Here is a 20,175-nt window from a genome sequence, read left to right on the forward strand (position 1 = left end):
GGGGGCCAAGCCCGTCTGCCGGGACCATCGTCCTGATTTTCCGGGACGATGCTCAGACCGCACACCCGGGTCACCGATCGGTGGTCCATGATCCGCCTACTCGGAATGGTGGGGTGCCTCGCGCTCGGGCTGGCGCTGCTCGCGCCGCTGTCGGCCGGAGCGAGCGTCGGTACGGCGCCGGCGGCTGTGCTGCGACCGGCGTCGCCGGACGTCGTCCCGGCCCGCAAGCTGGTGCAGCGCGCCATGGAGGACCGGATCCTCGAGCTGACCAACGCCGAGCGCACCCACCACGGCTGCCGGCCGCTGAAGTTCTCGAAGAAGCTGCGCAAGGCGGCACGGCGGCACACCGTGGCGATGGCGGTCGCGGGCGTGATGTCGCACCAGCTGCCCGGCGAGGCGAAGTTCTCGACCCGGATCTCGCGGGCCGGCTACCGCGGCTGGACGCTGGTGGCGGAGAACATCGCGCGGGGGTTCAGCTCGCCTGAGGCCGTGACGACCGCGTGGATGAACAGCCCCAGCCACCGCAAGAACATCCTCAACTGCCGGCTGCGCGACCTCGGGGTCGGCGTCGTGCTCCAGGACGACCAGCTGTGGTGGACCCAGGACTTCGGTGTGCGCTGAGCTCTCCCGCGGTCCCTGCCGCGACAGCGACGGAGCGGACGATCGCGCGATTTTGCTAGCCCTTCGGGACTAGCCGACCCGAGCCGGTGCACCGACGCGGGCAGGACCCTCCGGACACCACGATCGGGGACATGCTGCGCCGCTGCTCCCGGACCCTCCTGACGGCACTCCTGACCGTCCTCGTCGTCCTGACGTCGCCGCCGCCGGCACCCGCCACCGCCTCCCCCGCCGGAGGCGAGGACCTCCTGCTCGCACCGACCCTCGAGCAGCGGGTGATCAGGCTGGTGAACCGGCACCGCGCCGACGCCGGCTGCGGCCCGGTGCGCCTGCACCGCAAGCTGCGGCGCGCGGCCCGGGGGCACAGCGTGAGCATGGCGACGGCAGGGACCATGGCGCACTACCTCCCCGGCGAGCCGACGCTCGGGCAGCGGGCCGCCGCGGCCGGGTACGACGACTGGCGCCGGCTCGCCGAGAACATCGCGACCGGCTACCCCACGCCGGGGGCGGTGATGCGGGCCTGGATGGACAGCCCGAGCCATCGCGCGAACATCCTCGACTGCGGCCTGCGCGAGATCGGGGTGGGCGTGGTCCGGCACGGTCCCCGGCTGTGGTGGACCCAGGACTTCGGACGCCGCTGACGCGCGGGCCCGATCCCCGCCATGATGCTCTGCGTGCGCGCGGCCTCCCTGCTCCTGACCGTCGCGGCGACCCTGCTGACGCTGCTCCCGGCGCCGTGGGTCGCCGCTCACCCGTCGACCCACGACCGGGCCACGGCTGCCGGCACGCCGCCGGCGGTGGACACCGCCCGGATCGAGGTGCGACTGCTCGGCCGGGTCAACGGCGTGCGGCGCAAGGCCGGCTGTCGGCCGCTGCGTCCCGTGGACGGTCTCCACGGGACGGCGCTCGCCCACTCCGCGGCGATGGCCGCCGGGCGCACCCTCTCCCATCAGGTGCCGGGCGAGGCCAGCCTGCGCGAGCGCATCGCGGCCGCGGGGTACGGCGACGCCTCCCGCGTCGGCGAGGTGGTGGCCATGGGGCCGATGAGTGCCCGCGGCGCCGTGAAGCGGTGGCTGGCGAGCCCGCCGCATCGCGCCGTGCTGCTCGGCTGCAGGTTCCGGCTGGCCGGGCTGGGCGTGCACGCGGCGGGACGCCAGCTGTGGTGGACGGTCGACCTGGTCCGCCCCTGAGAACGCGTTCTGAGCGAACGGATCCCGGCGGGTCCGGGCCGACCATTGCCTCGGCGGCGTGCGGCTGCGAGGCTCGGCACGTGCCCGTCGTACCGCCACCCGTGTTCGCCCTGGCCGCTGGGGTCGCCCAGCACCTGCTGGCTCCCGAGCGGCCGGCCGGACGGCCGCGGAGGATCGCTGCGGCGGCGATCGCCGCCGCGTCGCTCGGGCTGGACGCCGGCGCCATGGCGGCCTTCCGCCGTCACCACACGACGGTGAACCCCCTCGATCCCGCCCAGGCGTCGACCATGGTGACGGGCGGGGTCTTCGGGGTGACCCGGAACCCGATGTACGTCGGGATGGCGGGCCTGCTCACCGCACACGCCGTCCGGCGCGGCGGCTGGCTGACCCCGCTCCCCGTCGCGGCGTTCGTCGTCCTCATCGACCGGCTCCAGATCCCGGCGGAGGAGGCCGCGATGGAGCGCAACTTCGGCGAGGCGTACACCGACTACCGGGCCCGAGTGCCGCGCTGGCTACCGGTCGGCCCGCGCTGAACGAGCCGCCGAGCTCCGACTCGGCACCGGTCGCCTCGATGGGGCTCAGGACCGGTCGGCGCGCCGGAACGAGACCCGCACCGTGTGGTCGGTCGTGTCCAGGGTGGCCTCGACCCAGGCCGAGGCGCGCTCCATGGCGTACGCGTCGGTGTACCAGCTGGCGTCGACGGTCGCGTCGCAGCGGTGCCGGCCGCCGTCGTAGGAGCGGCACTCGTCCAGGGTGATCGCACCGAACGGCTCCCCGGCGACGGGGGCGGTGAAGCCCGGGCCGGTCAGCCATGCCTCGAGGTCGGCCGGGGTGAACGACTCGGGTACGCCGAAGGAGCGGCTGAACGACTCCCCGCTGTCGCTGTCGGAGGCGCCCTCGTCGTACCGGATCCAGTCCGCGGGGACGGGCATCGACCGGGACCGCGCCACCACCTCGGCATCGACCTCCCAGTCCGGCTCGACGTACTGCCGATAGGTGACCTGGACGTCGACCTCGGCCACCTCGGGGTCGTACGGCGAGGGGTCGCTGCGCTGGACGTACACGAAGTACTCCGGCTCCGCCCCCGCCGGCGGGACGAGCTGGGCCCGGCACTCCTGCTGTTCGGCGTCGCAGCGCACGACCCGGATCGCGCCGAAGGAAGGCCCGCGCGGGCTCTCGGACCAGTCCGGCGAGGCCAGCCACGCCCGGAGATCGGCGAAGCCGTAGGCCGCCGGCACGTCGTAGGTCAGCCAGTGACGCATGTTCGGGTGATGGTTGCCGCCGTCGTCGCCCTTCTCGGACGCGGTCAGCTCCCAGTCGTCCGGGACCGGCATGGCGGCCACCCTGGCCGGCAGGGAGCGGATCTCGGCGGTACCGAACAGGTGCCACCACCGGCCGTCCACGGTCACGAACACGGCGGCCGCGAAGACGCCGCCGATCATCACGATCTGCAGCGCCCAGCGGAGCAGGCCGAGCCCGAGCGCCGTGCCGGGCGAGTACGCCGCCAGGTGCTCGCCGTGCCCGACGCCCCGGGTCGCGACCGTGCCCCAGAAGCCGAGCGTCCACAGCAGGGTCATCGAGACGACCACCGCGAACGTCCACATCACGATCGCCGGCAGCACCCGGGCGTCGTAGAACGCGGGGAGCAGGAACAGCCCCCAGCCGGCCCAGGCCACGACGACGGCGCCGAGGTTGGCGACGACCAGGATCGCGGCCGCGCGGCCGGCGCCGCCGCTGCTCCAGCCGGACAGGTAGGCGACGAGTCGCCGCAGCATGGCGTCGTTCAGTCCCGCAGGCGCACGACGAGCTTGCCGAGCGCCGCGCGGGCGTCCATGTCGGACAGCGCGCGGCCGAACTCGGCCATCGGGTAGACCTCGCCGACCGGCGGCTTGACGGCCCCGGACGCGATCATCGGCACCAGCTGCGCCCACTGCTGCTGGAGGTAGTCGGGCCGGGCGAAGGCGTAGGCGCCCCAGCCGACACCGCGGACGTCGATGTTGTTGAGCAGCAGCCGGTTGACCTTGACCTCGGGGATGCCCGCGCCCGCGGCGAAGCCGACGACGAGGAGACGTCCCTGCGGCGCCAGGACCCGCAGCGAGTCGGTGAACGCGTCGCCGCCGACGACATCGAGGACGACGTCGACGCCCCGGCCGCCGGTGAGCCCGTGGACGGCGTCCTTGAAGCCGGCGAACAGGACGGCCTCGTCGGCACCGGCCGCCCGCGCGTACGCCGCCTTCTCCTCGGTGCTCACCACGGCGATGCTCCGGGCGCCGAGCCCCTTCGCGACCTGGATCGTCGCCGTGCCGACACCGCCGGCGGCACCGTGGACGAGGACCGTCTCGTCGGGGCGGAGCCCGGCCCGCTCGTCGAGGGCGAACAGCGCGGTGAGGTAGTTCATCGGCAGCGCGACGGCCTCGTCGAAGCTCACCTCGTCGGGGAGCGCGAAGGTCGCGTGCCGCGGGCCGGCGACCAGCTCGGCGGCGCCGCCGTACCCGCCGACACCGACGACCCGCTGCCCGGGCTCGAAGCCGGGGCCCGAGACCACGACGCCGGCGTAGTCGACACCGAGTGTGAACGGCGGCTCCGGGCGCAGCTGGTACTGGCCGCGGCTGAGCAGCAGGTCGGGGAAGGACACCCCGACGGTGTGCACCTCGACCAGCACGTCGTCGGGCCCGGGTGTCGGGTCGGGCACCTCCCGGACGACGACGTCGGCGGGACCGGAGGGGGTGACGACCTGGACTGCGCGCATGGTCGGGAGCGTACGCGGGGCGTTTGCCCGGGCCGGGTGCCGGGCAGGGACCGCAGGTGAGTAGTACGTGGGGGGACTGGAAGCAGGACCAGCGGATAGCGGAGGCCGAGGCCCAGCTCGACGCGGAGCGGCGGGCGCGCAACCGCCTGGCCGAGCAGATCCGCGCCCAGCAGGGCAACACCCAGGCCCAGCTCGACCGACTGACCCGGGCCCTGGTCGCCCTGGTCGAGCACGAGGACATCCGCTCCGAGCTGGGGCAGTACGCCGACGCGGCGGCCTGCCGGCGCTACGCGCGCGAGGTCGTGTCGACCGTGGTGGCGACCGGCGGGGCGGCCGTGCGGGACTCGGCCGAGCCGGGCGACGTACCGGGCTATTGGCTGGCCGCCGCGGCGCGCGGGGTCGCGGCCACCGCCCGCGGGGAGGCCACCGGCGGCCCGCTGCTCGAGGAGGCGGCGCTGCGGGACCGCGGCCGGACCGCCCTCCTGCTCACCCTGCTCGGCGCCCTCACCCGCGATCCCCGCTGGGCGCCCGCTCCCGGCGACGGCGTGCTGCCCGACGCCGTGGTCCTCACCCAGGCGCAGCGGCAGGCCTGGCTCGCGATCGCCGAGGGCCGCCTGCCGGGTACGTTCACCGACGCCCTCGCCGAGGCGCTCGGCCGCCTGGTCGCCGCCACCGGCAGCGCCGGCCCCGACGAGGTCGCGGCGTGGCTCGAGGGCCAGGTGCCGGCCGACCGCCGCGCGCTGCCCGCCGAGCGGGCCGCGGCCCAGCTGGAGGTGCTGCACCGGGTGCTCAGCACCGGCGCCTCGGCCGGCACCGCCACCGCGCCCGAGTCGCCCGAGTCGCCCGAGTCACCGGAAGTTCCGGAGGATCCGCTGGCCGACTGCCTGCGCTCGCTGATCGACGAGGGCTCGCCCGGCGAGGCGGAGATCCTGGACCGGATGGCCACCGCCCGCGCCGACATGGGCTTCCTCGACGAGCGGGTCGCGACCGAGACGGCGGTGTGGAACGCGAGCGCGGGCGACGTCCTCAGCCTGCTGCTGCGCGACCTGGCCCGGCCGGTCACCGACGGCAGGTACGCCGTCGCGCGCCGCGCACTCGCCCCGGTGCTCCGGGCGATCGGCGACGAGCTGGTGCAGCAGGCCGCCGTACCCGCCGCGAACACCCGGACCGTGGAGGTGGTCGGCGAGGTGCTGACCGTCGACCGCGCGGGTGCCGAGGCCGGCTGGCAGCAGCGGGTGACCTCCGGGTTCGACCGCCGCCACCCGCTCGACCGTCGGCTGCTGCCCGCCGGGGTCGGCATCCTCGGCCTCGGGGCGGTGTGCTGCCTGCTGGGCCTGGTGTCCGGCGGCTTCCTGGTCGTCGGACTGCTCGGCGGCTGCGTGGGCACCGGGCTGGTCGTCGCGGCCCTCCACCAGCGCCGCGGGCTCGACCAGGGCCGCACCAGCACCCTCGCCGCGACCGGACGGCAGATCGACCAGCAGGCCGCGACGGTGCGCGACGAGGGCGAGCGCAGTGCCGCGGCCGCGAGCCGGGCCGGCGAGCTGCACCGCTCGGTGGCCGGCGTCCTGGCCGGTGTCCCGTCCTAGCGTCATACGTTCCGTGGGCTTGAGCCCCCAGGACGTATGACGTTACGGCGGGGCTCAGGTCTGGGCCGAGCGCCGCGCGTGCTCGGCGACCAGCGCGGCGTACCAGTTGAACGATCGCTTGGGCGTGCGCCGCTGCGTGTCGTAGTCGACGTGCACGAGGCCGAACCGCTGCGTGTAGCCCTCGGCCCACTCGAAGTTGTCGATGAGCGACCAGGCGTAGTAGCCGCGCACGTCGACGCCGCGCTCGATCGCCTCGGCGACCGCCGTCAGGTGCAGCGCGTGGTAGTCGATGCGCTGGTGGTCGTCGACCACGCCGTGCTCATCGGGCCCCACGTCGTAGGAGCAGCCGGACTCGGTGATCACGATGGGAGGTACGGCGGCACGGAAGCGCGCGCGGAAGGTGATCAGCCACTCGCGCAGTGCGTCCGGCACGACCGGCCAGCCGAAGTCGGTCATCGGGTAGCCGAGCACCTCGCGGAACTCGAAGGGCAGCTCCGCGGTCTCGTCGGCGGCCGCGATCCGCATCGGGTTGTAGTAGTTGACCCCGTAGAAGTCGAGCGGCTGGCGCATGGTCGCGAAGTCGCCCTCGCGCACCTGGCCCTCGAGCAGCATCATCAGGTCGTCGGAGTACCGGCCGAGCAGCATGCCCTCCAGGTAGTGGGCGTTCCACAGCAGGTCGAAGAGCTTCGCGGCGCCGACGTCGGCGGGATCGTCGCTGGCCGGCCAGATCGGCGCGTGGTTGTTGGCGCAGCCGACGCTGGTGGCGCCCGCGGCGCGCAGCGCGATCGCCGCCCGGCCGTGGGCGACGAGCAGGTGGTGGCCCACGGGAAGGGCGTCGAACATGAGCGCCTTGCCCGGCGCGTGCATCGCGACGGCGTACCCCATCAGGGTCACGACGTTCGGCTCGTTGACCGGCACCCAGTCGGTCACCCGGTCGCCGAGGCGCTCGCCGACGAGCGCGGCGTAGTCGGCGAAGCGGTCGACGGTGGCGCGGTTCAGCCAGCCGCCGTCGTCCTCCAGGGCCTGCGGGAGGTCCCAGTGGAAGAGCGTGGCCATCGGCGAGATGCCGGCCTCGAGCAGGCCGTCGACGAGCCGGTCGTAGAAGTCGAGCCCGGCCTGGTTGACGGCGCCGGACCCGGTGGGCTGGATCCGCGGCCACGCGATCGAGAAGCGGTAGCCGGACGCGCCGAGGGTGCGCATCAGCCCGATGTCCTCGGACCAGCGGTGGTAGTGGTCGCACGCGACCGCTCCACTCGACCCGTCGACGATCCGGCCCGGCTCCGCGCAGAAGGTGTCCCACACCGACGGACCCCGACCGTCCTCGGTCACCGCACCCTCGATCTGGTACGACGCCGTGCTGGTGCCGAACCGGAACTCCCCCGGAAGACGGCTCGCCAGATCCCCCAACCTGTCCCCCATCGGACCAGCCTCCCATGACACCGGCACAATCTGACACGTGAGCGTCGAGATCCGCAGGGGAACCGCGCGGTTCGTCGAGCGAGAGGCCGGGCGGCTGAGCCAGCACGGATTCTCGTTCGGCCCGCACCTCGACCCCGACCGCCTGTCCTTCGGCCCGATGGTGTGCCACGACGACCACCTGCTCGGTCGTGGCGCCGGCTTCGCGGAGCACCCGCACGCGGGTCTGGAGATCGTCACCTGGGTGGTGTCGGGCTCGGTGGTGCACCGCGACGGGACCGGCGCCGACGGGTCCGCGGAGACGTTGTCCGCCGGGGACTGCGGCGTGCTGTCCGCAGGCACGGGCGTGCGGCACACGGAGGTCGCGGGCGACGACGGGCCAGCCCGCTTCGTCCAGGTCTGGCTCACCCCCGACGACCCGGACACCTCGCCCGCCTATGCCCGGGCCACCGGCACCGCCGCTCCGGGAGCCGGGCTCGTGCGGCTGGTCGGCGACGGGGGCCCGCTCTCCGTGGGGATCGCGGGCGCGGCCCTCGACGTGGCCCGGCTCGAGGCCGGCGAGACCCTCGCCCTCCCCGTGGCCGCCCGGGTCCATGCCTTCCTCACGACCGGCGCGCTGCTGCGGTCCTCCCTGGCCGAGCCGCTGGCGGCCGGCGATGCGCTGTGCGTGACCGACGGGCCGTCGTACGCCGTGACGGCCGCGGTGCCGACCGAGATCCTGGTCTGGTCGTTCGCCTGATCAGGATCATCCGGGCGCCGTCGGACCGACCATCTCCGCGCAGGTGTACGAGTCGCGACCGGCTGCCGCCGCTTCCTCGGCCGCCGCGGAGCACTCCGGACTCTGGGGGCGATCCATCAGGTCGCCGAAGAGGTGCCGGCCGGCGACGGCGCTCGCGCACCCCGCACCGCCCACCGCCGCCCAGCGGCCGTCCGCCCGCACCACCTCGTAGGTGCCTCCGTCTTCCCCGAGCACGACCTCGACCAGCGCCCGGTCGGGTCCGCTCAGGTCGACGCCGCGGATCTCGGTCTCACGACCCTCGTCGCCGACGACGATCCGGACGGCTTCCTCCGGAGACGCGCCCCACTCGGAGTCCGCCACCGACGACAGCGCGCAGCTCCACGGGGCGTAGGGCAGGCATTCCGACGTGGTCGGCGATGGATCGGCAGTGGCTACGGAGGGCCCCTGGCCGCCGCAGCCGCCACCGAGGACGATCAGGGCGACGGCGAGGGCCGGCGCGACCGACGGGCTGGGCACTCCACGCATCAGCCGATGATAGGCACCGTCAGGCCTCGCCGAGCGCGTCGGCAGGCCCGACCAGCACCGCGGCGACGTCGGCCAGGACCCGCACCTGTTCGCGGGTGAGCCGGTCGAAGACCAGCTCGCGCACCTGGGCGACGTGGCCAGGGGCGATCCGCTCGAGCAGCGCCCGGCCCTCGTCGGTCAGGACGGCGTACTGGCTGCGCCGGTCGCTCGGGCAGTTCCGCTTGGTGACCCAGCCCCGCTCCTCGAGCACGGCCACCGCGTGCGTCAGCCGGGACGGGCTGGTCGTCGTGAGCCGGGCGAGCTCGCCCATGGTCAGCATCCGGTCCGGGGCGGCGGCGAGGTTGGCGAGCATCGCGTAGTAGGTGTGCGTGATGCCGGCCTCCTCCCGCAGGCGCCGGTCGATCGCCTGCGGGAGCTCCTGGACGACCCGGATCAGCGGCAGCCAGGCCGCCATCTCCTCCTCGTCCAGCCAGCGCGGCTCCGACCCCGGGTCCTGTCCACTCATGCCGACAGCCCGTCGAGGTCGAGGGTGTGCGCGGTGTGGTCGCGCTTCGCGGTGAGGTACCGCTCGTTGGCGGGCGACAGGTGCACCCCCGTCGGGACCCGCTCGCCGACGCCGATGCCGTACGCCGCGAGCTGGCGGGCCTTGTCCGGGTTGTTGCTGAGCAGGCGGATCCGGTCGGCACCGACGGCGCGCAGCATCTGCGCGGCGGCCTGGTAGTCGCGCTCGTCCTCACCGCGGCCGAGCGCCAGGTTCGCCTCGTAGGTGTCGAGGCCCGCGTCCTGGAGGGCGTAGGCGTCGAGCTTGGCGTAGAGGCCGATGCCGCGCCCCTCCTGGCGCAGGTAGAGCAGGAAGCCGCCCTCGCCGGCGATCCGCTCCACCGCCTCGCGCAGCTGCGGCCCGCAGTCGCAGCGCTGGGACCCGAACACGTCGCCGGTCAGGCACTCGCTGTGGGGGCGGACCAGGGGCGGCGTACCGCCGCGGGCACGGTCGGCGACGTCGTCGAGGCGCGTCCGCCAGGCGCCGAGCCCCAGCAGCAGATGCTCCCGGCCGTCGACGAGGCCGTCGAAGGTCAGCACGTCGGCGGTCGTCTCGTAGCCGTCGGGGAAGCGCAGCGGCACGACGACCCGGGTCCGCACCGCCGCGGGCCCGAGCACCACGGCCGCGCCGGAGGTCGTGGGGAGGTCGCCGACGGGGTGCGCGTGGCGGGCGCGGGTGGGGCAGGTCGTCATGGTCGCTCCGTTATTTCAAACTTGAAATGATGGAGACACAAGGTGCGGACGGGCCCCGGTATTCCTCGACCCGCGCGCAGCCTCGCGCGGGCTCAGAACAGCATGCGCACGGCGCCGGGGAGCAGCTCGACGGTGAGCGGGTCGGCCGCGTCGGCCGGCAGCGCGCCGAGCGCCTCACCGTCGGCGCCCACCGGCACCGCGGCACCTCCCCGGTGGCGGCCCGAGAGGCTGACCCGCCGGCCGGTCAGCACCGTCACCTCGTCCAGGGCGACGTGGCTGCCGTCGTACACCTTCGGGAGGGAGCGGATCAGGCCGCTGCGGGACGCCGCCTCGATGACGATCACGTCGAGCAGGCCGTCGTCGACGGCCGCGCCCGGAGCGATCGCCATGCCCTTGCCGTAGAAGCGGGAGTTCGCGATCACGACGGTCGCGGCCTGGTGGGTGGTGCGCACGCCGTCGACCTCGAGGGTGCACTCGGCGGGACGGTAGGTCGCCAGGGCACGGACCGCGGCGACCGGGTACTGCAGCCGCGACGGCAGCCAGTGCGACCGGTCCACGATCGCGGCGGCGCGCGCGTCGACCCCGGCGTACACCGACCCCGCCACGACGTACGACGCCGGGCCGGCCGGGCCCGGCTGCGTGGCCCGGAGCAGGTCGATCGGCCGGGGCTCGCCGTCCAGCAGGAGGCGTGCCTGGGCGCCGGTCGCGGTGGGCACCGCGAGCATCCGGGCGAAGTCGTTGCCGCGCCCGGCGGGCACGACGGCGAGCACTCCGCCGCGCTCGGCGACCGAGCCCGCGACCGAGGAGAGCATCCCGTCGCCGCCCACGGACACCACGACCGCGTCCCGGGCGACGGCGTCCGCGACGAGGGCCGGCGTCTCCGCCACCGAGGTCGTGTAGGTGACCTCGACCGCGGCGCCCGCCTCGCGCAGCGCCCGCGCCAGCGGCACGACGACCTGCGGTGCCGCGCCGCCTCCGGAGGCGGGGTTGACGAGGAAGGCGAACGCCCGCGGCCTTGCACTCACGGGATCAGCACTCCGGGGTTGAGGATGCCGGCCGGGTCGACGGCCCGCTTCACAGCGCGGAGGACCTCGACGCCGGTCGTGCCGATCTCGGCGGTGAGATAGGGCTTGTGGTCGGTGCCGACCGCGTGGTGATGGGTGATCGCGGCACCGGCGGCGACGATCGCCTCGCTGGCCGCGGCCTTGGCCGGGAGCCAGGTGGCGAGCGGGTCCTCGCCGCCCGGGGCCGCGACGGTGAAGTAGAGCGAGCAGCCGGTCGGGTAGACGTGCGAGATGTGGCAGAGCACCATCGTGCCCGCCCCGAGGCTCTCCTCGAGCGCGGTCCTGACCCGGGCGTAGAGGTTCTCGCGGTTGCTCCAGAAGGTCGCCGTCTCGAGCGTCTCGACGAGAACGCCGACGTCGAGCAGGCTGTCGCGCAGGTAGGGCGCGTCGAACCGGCCGTGCGCCCACGCCTCGCCCGGACCGGAGCCCTGTGCGGTGCCGCCGAGCGCGGTCAGTGCCGCGGTGACGGCGGCCCGCTTGGCGGCGACCGCCGCCGGGGTGCCCTCGTAGCCGACGATCATCTGGCAGCCTCGCGCCCCATCGTCGCCCTCGCCGCCGATCGCCTCCGGGTCGGCGAGGTTGATCGCGGTCTCGTTCTCGTCGGAGAGCCGGATCACGGTCGGCAGCAGGTCGGACTGGGCGAGCGAGCGCATCGCCTCGGCCCCGTCGGCGAAGCTCGCCCAGCGCCAGCCCTCGTACTCCTTGACCTCCGGCAGCGGGCGGACCCGGACGGTGACCTCGGTGATGACGCCGAAGGCGCCCTCGGAGCCGAGGAAGAGCTCGCGCAGGTCGGGACCGGACGCGTTGGCCGGCGCGCTGCCGAGGCGGACCTCGCCGACCGGGGTCGCGACCCGCAGGCCGACCACCATCGCGTCGAAGCGTCCGTAGCCGGCGCTCGACTGACCACTCGACCGGGTCGCGGCGAAGCCGCCGATCGTGGCGTACTCGAACGACTGCGGGAAGTGGCCCAGCATCAGGCCGTGCTCGGCGAGCAGCGCCTCGGCCTCGGGCCCGCGGAGACCGGGCTCCAGCGTCGCGGTCGACGAGACCGGGTCGAGCGCGAGCAGGCCGCGCATCCGGCCGAGGTCCAGGGAGAGGACCCCGGCCAGGTCGGTGCCCTCGGTCTCGGCGACCAGCCCGCCCGTGACCGCCGTGCCACCGCCGAAGGGGACGACGGCGATGCGGCGCTCGGCCGCGTAGGCGAGCACGGCCGCCACCTCGTCGTGACCCGCCGGCCGGACGACGACGTCGGGCGCGTCGGCCAGGTCGCCGGAGCGCTGGCGGAGCAGGTCGGGGGTCGACTTTCCGCGGGTGCGCCCGCGGCGCAGTGCATCGTCGAGGACGACGTGCTCGTCGCCGACGATCGCGCGCAGGCCGACGAGGTCGTCGGCCGCGAGACGCGGCACGGGGAGGGTCACGTCGTCACGGGCCGGAGTGTCCCGGATCGGGAAGACCAGACCGACCAGGTCGCGGACCCCCTCCGGAAGGCCGGCCGCGCGGGCCGGGTCGCCCCAGCGCGTGGGCGGCATCTCGGGCTGGAGGACGGAGGGACGATCGATGGTCATGTGTTACAGTGTGACACATGACGTCACATCGTCACAACAGTGAATCCGACGGCAGCCCTCGGGACGGCTATCTCGATGCCGCGCGGGAGTGCATCCTCGACGTCGGCTGGCGGCGCACCACCCTCACCGAGGTCGCCCGGCGAGCAGGTGTCTCGCGGATGACGATCTACCGCGCCTGGTCCGACATGCCCGCGCTGCTGGGGGACCTGATGACCCGCGAGTGGGGTGTCCTCGTCGCCGATCGGGTCGACGTCTCCGCGGCCCCCACGCCCGACGCGATCGCCGACGCCGTGGTCGCGACCGTCGGAGCCCTGCGCGAGAACGAGCTGTTCACCCGGATCGTCGAGCTCGACCCGGAGCTGATCCTCCCCTATCTGCTGTCCCGGCGCGGCCGGTCGCAGGAGCTGATCCTCCAGGTGCTCGGCGCCGCGATCGCCACCGGCCAGGAGGCCGGGAGGATCACCGACGGCGACCCGCAGACCATCGCCCGCGGTCTGGTTCTCGCCGCACACGGGTTCGTCCTGTCCGCCCACACCATGGTCGACGACGCGGTCGACCAGCCCGCGCTCGACGACGAGCTGCACGCCCTCGTCTCCCGGAGCCTCACGCCATGACCGCCCCCTCCACCCGGATCACCCCGGGCCTCGCCGGCGTCCCCACCCACGTGGATGTCGTCGTCATCGGCCTCGGCGTGACCGGCGCGGGCGTGGCCCTCGACGCCGCCGCCCGCGGCCTCTCCGTCCTGTCCGTCGACGCCCACGACCTGGCCTTCGGCACGTCCCGCTTCTCCTCGAAGCTCGTGCACGGCGGGCTGCGCTATCTCGCCTCCGGCCAGGTCGGCATCGCCCACGAGAGCGCGGTCGAGCGCGGCATCCTGATGGAGACCACGGCGCCGCACCTCACTCGGCCGCTGCCGTCGATCATCCCGCTGTCCGCCGGCGTCAGCCGCCCGATGGGCACCCTCGCCGGCGCGGGCTTCCTGGGCGGCGACCTGCTCCGCCGTGCCGCCGGCACGAGCGGCGACACCCTCCCCCGCCCGCGGCGGCTCAGCGCTGCCGAGACCCGACGGATCGCGCCACCGCTGCGCACCGACGGCCTGCGCGGCGCCTACCTCGGCTGGGACGGCCAGCTCGAGGACGACGCCCGGCTGGTCACCACCATCGCCCGGACCGCGGCCGAGCACGGCGCCCACGTGCGCACCCACGCCCGGGTCGTCGCCGCGACCGGCCGTGAGGTGCGCCTGCGCGACGAGCTCACCGGCGCCACGGCCACCGTCGCCACCCGGACCGTGGTCAACGCGACCGGCGTCTGGGCCGGCGACCTGGTCGACGACGTCCGGCTCCGCCCCTCGCGCGGCACCCATCTGGTGCTGCGGGCCGAGACCCTGCCCGGGCTCGACGTCGCGGTCTTCGCGCCGATCCCGGGCGAGACCAACCGCTTCGTCCTCGTCCTCCCCCAGCCCGACGGCCAGTTCTACGTCGGCCTCACCGACGAGCCCGCCGACGGCCCGGTGCCCGACGTGGCGGAGCCCACCGAGGTCGAGATCGGCTTCCTGCTCGACGTCGTCGCCGCGTCGTTCGCCCGGCCCCTGCGACGCGCCGACGTGGTCGGCGCCTTCGCCGGGCTGCGGCCGCTGCTCGACAGCGGCCCCGGCGAGGGCGACTCGACCGCCGACCTGTCCCGCAAGCACGCCGTGCTCACCTCGCCCACCGGCGTGGTGACCATCGTCGGCGGCAAGCTCACGACCTACCGCCGGATGGCGGAGGACGCCGTCGACGCGGCGGTCGCCCACGCCGGCCTCCCCGCCGGGCCGTGCCTCACCGCGACCCTCCCGCTCGCCGGTGCCGCCCCCCGTGCCGCGCTCGCCGACCGCGCGGCGCAGGCCGACCACCCGGGGACCGCCCGCCTGGTCCGGAGGTACGGCGCGGACGCGGACCTCGTCCTCGCCGCCGCCCGCGCGGCCAGCGGCTGGACCGAGGCCGACCTGCTCGCCCCGCTCGCCGAGGGCATCCCCACCGTGGCGGCCGAGCTGTTCTTCGGTGTCACCCACGAGGGTGCCGCCGACGTCGCCGACCTGCTCGACCGGCGTACCCGGATCGGACTCGTGCCCGCCGACCGCGCCCTCGCCGTCCCCGCTGCTGAGCGGGTGCTGGCGCGGTGCAGGAATCGCCGGTCGACCGGCGAAACTGTCACTTGACGGCCATTGCAACGCCCGACAAGTGACAGAAATGCCCGTCAAGTGCAGGAACAACCGGTCGACCGGTTATTCCTGCAGCCCCCAGCGATGAGTTTTCCGATCGACCCCGGTCACCCCATCAGGCAGACTGGCGAGACCACGGGGGCAGCGATGGGAACCACGGTGACCGAGACCGACACGACAGCACAGGTGAGTGACGAGCTCGCCGACTTCGACACCCTGACCGGGCGCTACCAGCGCGAGCTGATGGCGCACTGCTACCGGATGAGCGGCTCGGTGCACGAGGCCGAGGACCTGGTCCAGGAGACCTTCCTACGGGCCTGGAAGGCCTCGGCGAGCTTCCAGGGTCGCAGCTCGGTGCGCACCTGGCTCTACAAGATCGCCACCAACGTGTGCCTGACCAACCTCGAGGCCAAGCCGCGCCGGCCGCTGCCCACCGGGCTCGGCACGGCCGACTCCGCCCCGTCCGACGAGCTGCTCGAGGACCACGAGGTGCCGTGGCTGGAGCCGATCCCGGACGCGGCGGTCGAGGTCGCCGAGCGCGACACGATCCGGCTCGCCTTCATCGCGGCGCTCCAGCACCTGCCGGCGCGGCAGCGCGCGGTCCTCATCCTGCGCGACGTGCTGCGCTGGTCGGCGGCGGAGACCGCCCAGGCGCTCGACACCACGACGGCGGCGGTCAACTCGGCCCTCCAGCGCGCCCACGCCCAGCTCGCCGAGCGGGGGCTGTCGCCCGACACGGTGGAGCCCGACCTCGACCAGGCCCAGCGCACCCTGCTGGACGCCTACCTGCAGGCGTTCTGGCGCAAGGACATCGACCAGATCGTCCAGCTCCTCAAGTACGACGCCACGTGGGACATGCCGCCCTTCCTCAACCACTACCAGGGCGCCGCCGCCATCGGCGAGCTCGTCGGCACCAAGTGCCCGGGCGGGTGCAACGACATGCCGATGCTCGAGACGGTCGCCAACGGCCAGCCGGCCTTCGGGCTCTACATGCGCCAGCCCGACGGGCACTTCGAGCCCTTCCACCTGCAGGTCCTGCAGTTGACGGGCGCGGGCGAGGACCTGCGGGTCGAGCACGTCACGGCGTTCTTCGACGCCCGGCTGTTCGCGCGGTTCGGGCTGCCGCCACGGCTGCCCGCCGACTACGTCCCGGCGTGAGCCGGGGGTGAGCTCGATGTCCGCCGCCACCGCGCCGGACGGGATGGTCGCAGGTCTCGACCTGATGCAGCGCGCCCTCGACTACACGAGCGGCGCCCTCGGCACCATCACCTGCGCCGATGTCGACCGGCCGACGCCCTGTGCCGGCTGGAGTCTGGCCGACCTGCTGGCCCACATGGAGGACGCCCTCGACGCCTTCTCCGAGGCGGCCGACGGCGCCGTCGGCCTCAGCAGTGCCGCCCCCACCCCCGTCAAGGCCCGGGTGCAGTCGCTCCAGGTCAAGGCGTGCGCGCTCCTCGGCGCCTGGCTGAACGCGGACCGGCCGTACGTCGACGTGGGCGGCCACCCGCTGCCCGTCGACGCGATCGCGCGGATCGCGGCGCTCGAGATCGCGGTCCACGGCTGGGACGTCGGCCGCGCCACCGGGCGGGGCGGACCACTGCCCGAGCCGCTCGCCGCGGCACTGCTCCCCTCCGCCCTGCGGATCGCCCTCGCCGGCGACGAGCGGTTCGCGCCGCCCCTGCCGGTCGACATCGAGGCGCCCGCCGGCGTCCACGTCCTCGCCCTGCTGGGCCGGCGCCCCTGAACGGGGTTCCCTGTACGGGCACCCCTGACGGCGTCCGCGGCGGACGTCAGCCCTTGAACCGGCTGTCGACCTTCAGCGGCCTGCCCGCCCCGGCCCGCTTGAAGTTCACCACGACGGAGCCACCGCCGCACCGGTCGTAGCGCCGGACCGTGCTGAACTCGGCGGCGGTCACCGAAGCACCGCGGGCGCGGACGGCGCGCTTGACCGCACCGGGGCGCATGCCCTTGTCGATGCGGCGGAACTCCTTCTTCGACACGCACTTGGCGACACGCGGTGCCCGGACGTCGGCGGTGGTCGGTGCCGCGAGGGCCGCGGGGGCCGCGGGGGCCGCGACGCGGCCGGCGCCGGAGCAGGCGGTCAGCGTCCTGACCGGCACCACCGCCTCGACCGTGATCCCGACCTGCGACCCGGAGAGGACGTAGACCCAGCCGTTGCTCGGGCGCCGCAGCGAGACCGTCGGGCCGACGGTGCCCTTGTCGCTGTGCGAGTAGGTCCAGCCGGAGATGGTGAAGTTGTCGGAGACGTGCGCGAGGCCACCGGCCCCCGACTCCCGGAACTCGCCGCCGGCATCCGGGTACCGGCGGCCGTCCCAGTGCGCGAACACCGTGGACGTGCCGTCGCCGTTCGAGGTGGCGCAGACCAGGGTGCGGCCGCCCGCCCAGGAGGTGACCGGCTCCCAGCCCGGGGCCGCCGAGGCGGCCGGGAGGCCGAGCGTTCCCAGTCCGAGAGTGGTGGTCGCGATCGCCGCGAGTGCCGTCCGTCGGATGCGCATGGAGGGTCCCGTCTCGTGGGTGTCCGCCGCAGAGACCGCGGCGCGGGTCCCCGCCCCCTACCCGCGGACGACAGCCGGTAACCCGCCCCCGTCCGCTCGCTCCCGACGGTGCCGCCCACGGGGGCCCGTTGTCCTTACACTGCCGGACATGCCCGAGAGCACCGCGCCGGACCTCCGGCACCGCAGCCGCCGCATGCTCGGTCGCGATCCGCACGAGGCCCACCGGGTCGCGACGCCGCTGGAGCTGCTGTTCGACCTGACCTTCGTCGTCGCCTTCGGTACGGCGGCGAGCGAGCTCGCGCACGCGCTGGCCGAGGACCATGTCGGCGCGGGCATCGTCGCGTTCTGCTTCGCGACCTTCGGCATCTCCTGGGCGTGGATCAACTTCACCTGGTTCGCGTCGGCCTACGACACCGACGACTGGATCTACCGGCTCACGACCATGCTGCAGATGGTGGGCGTCCTGGTGTTCGCGCTCGGCCTGAAGCCGATGTTCAGGTCCGTCTACGAGCACGGCGACACCCTCGACAACGACCTCATGGTGTGGGGCTACGTCGTGATGCGGGTCGCCATGGTCCTCCAGTGGTGGCGCGCCGGTCGCCACGACGCCGCCCGGCGGCCGGTGTGCCAGACCTATATCGTCTCGATCCTCGCCGCCCAGGTGATCTGGTGCGTGCTCGCCCTCGTCGACCTGCCGGTCGGCACGACCTTCGCCGTGATGGCGGTGCCCTTCCTGATCGAGATCGGCGGTCCGGCGTACGCCGAGCGACGGCGCGGCGGGACGCCGTGGCACCCGCACCACGTCGCCGAGCGCTACGGGCTGATGGTCATCATCGCCCTCGGCGAGGGGATGATCGGCACGATGGCGTCCATCAGCGCCCTCTCCGCGGACGGACTGACGTGGGACATCGCGTTGTTCGCGCTCGCCGGCACGGCGCTGACCTTCGGCATCTGGTGGAGCTACTTCGTCGTACCGACCGGCGACATCCTGCATGCCCGGCCGGAACGCTCCTTCGCGTTCGGCTACGGCCACATGGGCGTCTTCGGGAGCATCGTCGCGGTCGGCGCGGGCCTGCACGTCGGCGCCTACTACCTCGAGCACGCCGCGCACCTGGGACTGGTCGCCACCGTGCTCACCGTCGCCGTTCCGCTCGCGATCTTCACCGTGCTGCTCTACGGCGGCTACACGCTGCTGACCCGCAGCTTCGACACCCTCCACCTCGTGCTGCTGGTCGTCACCGCGGTCGTGATCGCGGCAGCGCTGCTGATGGCGGCGGCCGACGTAGACCTGGTCTGGTGCCTGCTCGTGCTCTCGCTGACGCCGTGGGTGACCGTGATCGGCTACGAGACGGCGGGCTACCGGCACAACAGCGACGTCCTCGCCCGGCTCGGCGACTGACGGCGCCCGGTCAGTCGTCGCGGAGCGGATGGGCGAGCTCGTCGGCGGGCAGCCGCGCCCAGACGATGGCGACGACCGCGGCGACTACGGGCACCAGCGCCGCCACCGCGAAGGTCAGCTCGAGGCCGATCACCTCGGCGACCGGACCGGCCACGGCCATCGAGACCGGCATCAGGCTGATCGAGACGAAGAAGTCGAGCGAGGCGACCCGACCGAGGAGCTCCGGCGGCACCCGGCGCTGCAGCAGGGTGCCCCAGATGACCATCGGGGCGGAGAACAGCGCACCGACGACGAACGCCGCCGCCGCGACCTGCCAGACCGCCGTGGCGAAGCCGATCACCAGGAACGGCATGCACCCGACGCCCCACATCAGGGTCATCACGCTCAGGTAGCGCCGGGGCAGGGGCAGCGATCCGGTCGTCAGCGATCCCACCGCGCCGCCGATGCCGAAGCAGGCCATCACGATGGCGTGGTCGCCCGGACCGCCGCCCAGCTCGTCCTTGATGAGGAAGGGCACCAGGACCTCGAGCGGGCCCATCAGCACCAGCATCATCACCGAGGCGAAGAGCAGCGTGGCGAGCAGCCACGGGGTGCGCACCATGTAGGCGAACCCCTCGCGCATGTCGGCCAGCGCCGCGCTCACCGCGCGCGCCGCCCCGCCGCCCGGCCCCTCGCCGGTGACCGGCAGGTCGCGGCGTACGGCGGTCAGAGGCACCAGCAGCAGCACCAGCAGCCCGCCGAGGTACGCCACCGCGGCCACCGAGATCGCCGCCGACGACGAGGCCGCCCCGACCACGACACCCGCGACCGCCGGACCGAGCGCCTGGCCGACGGTCGGGCGCACCATGCCCTCGAAGCCGTTGACCGCGAGCAGGTCCTCCTCGGGCACCAGCGCCGGCAGCCACGCGGAGTAGGCCGGGTAGTAGAACGCCATCGCCATGCCGGCGATGAACGCCACGGTCGCGAGATGCCAGATCTGGGTGACGTCGGCGAAGGACAGTACCGCGACCAGGCTCATGCCGAGCAGCTCGACGGTCGTGGTGACGATCAGGATCAGCTTCTGCGGGACCCGGTCGGCGACCACGCCGCCGAGCAGCGCCGGGAGCACGACACCCACGGCGCCCGCCGTCGTCACCGCCGAGAGCGCGCTGGCGCCCCCGCCGATCCGGATCACCTCCCAGACCAGCGCCACCACCCAGACACCGCCGCCGAAGCTGGTGAGCACCAGAGCCGCGCCCAGGCGCCGGTAGGAGGCATGGCGGAACGGCGTGAAGGCGCGCGGGATCCGCCGCGGGCGGCGGAGCCCGGGATCGGGCTCGCCGGGAGGCGGCACGAGAGGGGAGAGCTGATCGGTCATGGCGGTCCTCGGAGTCTG

General features: G+C 74.1%; 21 protein-coding genes. 11 read left to right on the forward strand and 10 right to left on the reverse strand.

Going from position 1 to position 20,175, the window contains the following annotated elements; genetic code table 11:
- The first annotated feature begins 105 nt into the window (after positions 1 to 105).
- The 4 genes from QJ852_25460 (at position 106) to QJ852_25475 (ending at position 2,341) form a co-directional block, all read left to right on the forward strand.
- Complete coding sequence (locus QJ852_25460) at positions 106 to 621, forward strand: CAP domain-containing protein (GenBank protein ID WGX96479.1); 516 nt, start codon at positions 106 to 108, stop codon at positions 619 to 621.
- 131 nt (positions 622 to 752) lie between these two features.
- Positions 753 to 1,259: a CAP domain-containing protein gene (locus QJ852_25465; protein ID WGX96480.1), complete on the forward strand. Its 507-nt coding sequence runs from the start codon at positions 753 to 755 to the stop codon at positions 1,257 to 1,259.
- Positions 1,260 to 1,292: 33 nt separating this feature from the next.
- Positions 1,293 to 1,808, forward strand: coding sequence for a CAP domain-containing protein (locus QJ852_25470; protein WGX96481.1), 516 nt, complete (start codon positions 1,293 to 1,295; stop codon positions 1,806 to 1,808).
- A gap of 80 nt (positions 1,809 to 1,888) precedes the next feature.
- A complete protein-coding gene (locus QJ852_25475) occupies positions 1,889 to 2,341 on the forward strand; it encodes an isoprenylcysteine carboxylmethyltransferase family protein (protein WGX96482.1) in 453 nt (150 codons plus the stop codon).
- 45 nt (positions 2,342 to 2,386) lie between these two features.
- Here the strand turns inward: QJ852_25475 and QJ852_25480 are convergent, their stop codons facing one another.
- The gene (locus QJ852_25480) at positions 2,387 to 3,583 is read right to left on the reverse strand and encodes a hypothetical protein (protein ID WGX96483.1); all 1,197 of its coding nucleotides are present in this window, start codon (positions 3,581 to 3,583) and stop codon (positions 2,387 to 2,389) included.
- A gap of 8 nt (positions 3,584 to 3,591) precedes the next feature.
- Positions 3,592 to 4,557, reverse strand: a complete 966-nt coding sequence (locus tag QJ852_25485) for an NADPH:quinone oxidoreductase family protein (GenBank protein ID WGX96484.1) — start codon at positions 4,555 to 4,557, stop codon at positions 3,592 to 3,594.
- Positions 4,558 to 4,613: 56 nt separating this feature from the next.
- Between QJ852_25485 and QJ852_25490 the strand changes: the two genes are divergently transcribed.
- Positions 4,614 to 6,143, forward strand: coding sequence for a hypothetical protein (locus QJ852_25490; GenBank protein ID WGX96485.1), 1,530 nt, complete (start codon positions 4,614 to 4,616; stop codon positions 6,141 to 6,143).
- 54 nt (positions 6,144 to 6,197) lie between these two features.
- Here the strand turns inward: QJ852_25490 and QJ852_25495 are convergent, their stop codons facing one another.
- Positions 6,198 to 7,562, reverse strand: coding sequence for a GH1 family beta-glucosidase (locus QJ852_25495; GenBank protein ID WGX96486.1), 1,365 nt, complete (start codon positions 7,560 to 7,562; stop codon positions 6,198 to 6,200).
- Between the two features lie 37 nt (positions 7,563 to 7,599).
- On the opposite strand from QJ852_25495, the gene QJ852_25500 reads away from it, so the two are divergent.
- The gene (locus tag QJ852_25500; protein WGX96487.1) at positions 7,600 to 8,298 is read left to right on the forward strand and encodes a pirin family protein; all 699 of its coding nucleotides are present in this window, start codon (positions 7,600 to 7,602) and stop codon (positions 8,296 to 8,298) included.
- 6 nt (positions 8,299 to 8,304) lie between these two features.
- Here the strand turns inward: QJ852_25500 and QJ852_25505 are convergent, their stop codons facing one another.
- The 5 genes from QJ852_25505 to QJ852_25525 all read right to left on the reverse strand — a co-directional run bounded on the left by QJ852_25505 (position 8,305) and on the right by QJ852_25525 (position 12,685).
- A complete protein-coding gene (locus tag QJ852_25505) occupies positions 8,305 to 8,823 on the reverse strand; it encodes a hypothetical protein (protein WGX96488.1) in 519 nt (172 codons plus the stop codon).
- Positions 8,824 to 8,842: 19 nt separating this feature from the next.
- A complete protein-coding gene (locus tag QJ852_25510; protein ID WGX96489.1) occupies positions 8,843 to 9,328 on the reverse strand; it encodes a MarR family transcriptional regulator in 486 nt (161 codons plus the stop codon).
- Positions 9,325 to 10,056, reverse strand: a complete 732-nt coding sequence (ribA, locus tag QJ852_25515) for a GTP cyclohydrolase II (protein ID WGX96490.1) — start codon at positions 10,054 to 10,056, stop codon at positions 9,325 to 9,327. The genes QJ852_25510 and ribA overlap by 4 nt, the downstream gene beginning before the upstream one ends.
- Before the next feature lie 92 nt (positions 10,057 to 10,148).
- Positions 10,149 to 11,081, reverse strand: a complete 933-nt coding sequence (locus QJ852_25520; protein WGX96491.1) for a diacylglycerol kinase family protein — start codon at positions 11,079 to 11,081, stop codon at positions 10,149 to 10,151.
- Entirely contained in the window at positions 11,078 to 12,685 is a 1,608-nt protein-coding gene (locus tag QJ852_25525; protein ID WGX96492.1) for an FAD-binding oxidoreductase, read from the reverse strand. The genes QJ852_25520 and QJ852_25525 overlap by 4 nt, the downstream gene beginning before the upstream one ends.
- A 17-nt stretch (positions 12,686 to 12,702) precedes the next feature.
- Between QJ852_25525 and QJ852_25530 the strand changes: the two genes are divergently transcribed.
- The 4 genes from QJ852_25530 to QJ852_25545 all read left to right on the forward strand — a co-directional run bounded on the left by QJ852_25530 (position 12,703) and on the right by QJ852_25545 (position 16,629).
- A complete protein-coding gene (locus QJ852_25530; GenBank protein ID WGX96493.1) occupies positions 12,703 to 13,299 on the forward strand; it encodes a TetR/AcrR family transcriptional regulator in 597 nt (198 codons plus the stop codon).
- Positions 13,296 to 14,882: a glycerol-3-phosphate dehydrogenase/oxidase gene (locus QJ852_25535; GenBank protein WGX96494.1), complete on the forward strand. Its 1,587-nt coding sequence runs from the start codon at positions 13,296 to 13,298 to the stop codon at positions 14,880 to 14,882. Before QJ852_25530 ends, QJ852_25535 begins: the two co-directional genes overlap by 4 nt.
- A 162-nt stretch (positions 14,883 to 15,044) precedes the next feature.
- A complete protein-coding gene (locus tag QJ852_25540; GenBank protein ID WGX96495.1) occupies positions 15,045 to 16,043 on the forward strand; it encodes a sigma-70 family RNA polymerase sigma factor in 999 nt (332 codons plus the stop codon).
- 16 nt (positions 16,044 to 16,059) lie between these two features.
- Entirely contained in the window at positions 16,060 to 16,629 is a 570-nt protein-coding gene (locus QJ852_25545) for a TIGR03086 family metal-binding protein (GenBank protein ID WGX96496.1), read from the forward strand.
- A gap of 46 nt (positions 16,630 to 16,675) precedes the next feature.
- Here QJ852_25545 and QJ852_25550 read toward each other — a convergent pair whose 3' ends face one another.
- Entirely contained in the window at positions 16,676 to 17,401 is a 726-nt protein-coding gene (locus QJ852_25550; protein ID WGX96497.1) for a hypothetical protein, read from the reverse strand.
- A gap of 148 nt (positions 17,402 to 17,549) precedes the next feature.
- Here QJ852_25550 and QJ852_25555 point away from each other — a divergent pair, with 148 nt between their 5' ends.
- Complete coding sequence (locus QJ852_25555) at positions 17,550 to 18,800, forward strand: low temperature requirement protein A (protein ID WGX96498.1); 1,251 nt, start codon at positions 17,550 to 17,552, stop codon at positions 18,798 to 18,800.
- A 10-nt stretch (positions 18,801 to 18,810) separates the two neighbouring features.
- Here QJ852_25555 and QJ852_25560 read toward each other — a convergent pair whose 3' ends face one another.
- Entirely contained in the window at positions 18,811 to 20,157 is a 1,347-nt protein-coding gene (locus tag QJ852_25560; GenBank protein WGX96499.1) for an MFS transporter, read from the reverse strand.
- Positions 20,158 to 20,175: the final 18 nt, after the last annotated feature.

This window comes from Nocardioides sp. L-11A (genome assembly GCA_029961745.1).
GTDB lineage: Bacteria > Actinomycetota > Actinomycetes > Propionibacteriales > Nocardioidaceae > Nocardioides.

Coding starts and splice junctions, on each gene's coding strand:
- QJ852_25460 (WGX96479.1), top strand. CDS start 106: ATGGTGGGGTGCCTCGCGCTCGGGCTGGCGCTGCTCGCGCCGCTGTCG.
- ribA (WGX96490.1), bottom strand. CDS start 10,056: ATGACGACCTGCCCCACCCGCGCCCGCCACGCGCACCCCGTCGGCGAC.
- QJ852_25525 (WGX96492.1), bottom strand. CDS start 12,685: ATGACCATCGATCGTCCCTCCGTCCTCCAGCCCGAGATGCCGCCCACG.
- QJ852_25495 (WGX96486.1), bottom strand. CDS start 7,562: ATGGGGGACAGGTTGGGGGATCTGGCGAGCCGTCTTCCGGGGGAGTTC.
- QJ852_25510 (WGX96489.1), bottom strand. CDS start 9,328: ATGAGTGGACAGGACCCGGGGTCGGAGCCGCGCTGGCTGGACGAGGAG.
- QJ852_25555 (WGX96498.1), top strand. CDS start 17,550: ATGCCCGAGAGCACCGCGCCGGACCTCCGGCACCGCAGCCGCCGCATG.
- QJ852_25485 (WGX96484.1), bottom strand. CDS start 4,557: ATGCGCGCAGTCCAGGTCGTCACCCCCTCCGGTCCCGCCGACGTCGTC.
- QJ852_25535 (WGX96494.1), top strand. CDS start 13,296: ATGACCGCCCCCTCCACCCGGATCACCCCGGGCCTCGCCGGCGTCCCC.
- QJ852_25465 (WGX96480.1), top strand. CDS start 753: ATGCTGCGCCGCTGCTCCCGGACCCTCCTGACGGCACTCCTGACCGTC.
- QJ852_25480 (WGX96483.1), bottom strand. CDS start 3,583: ATGCTGCGGCGACTCGTCGCCTACCTGTCCGGCTGGAGCAGCGGCGGC.
- QJ852_25505 (WGX96488.1), bottom strand. CDS start 8,823: ATGCGTGGAGTGCCCAGCCCGTCGGTCGCGCCGGCCCTCGCCGTCGCC.
- QJ852_25550 (WGX96497.1), bottom strand. CDS start 17,401: ATGCGCATCCGACGGACGGCACTCGCGGCGATCGCGACCACCACTCTC.
- QJ852_25560 (WGX96499.1), bottom strand. CDS start 20,157: ATGACCGATCAGCTCTCCCCTCTCGTGCCGCCTCCCGGCGAGCCCGAT.
- QJ852_25545 (WGX96496.1), top strand. CDS start 16,060: ATGTCCGCCGCCACCGCGCCGGACGGGATGGTCGCAGGTCTCGACCTG.
- QJ852_25530 (WGX96493.1), top strand. CDS start 12,703: ATGACGTCACATCGTCACAACAGTGAATCCGACGGCAGCCCTCGGGAC.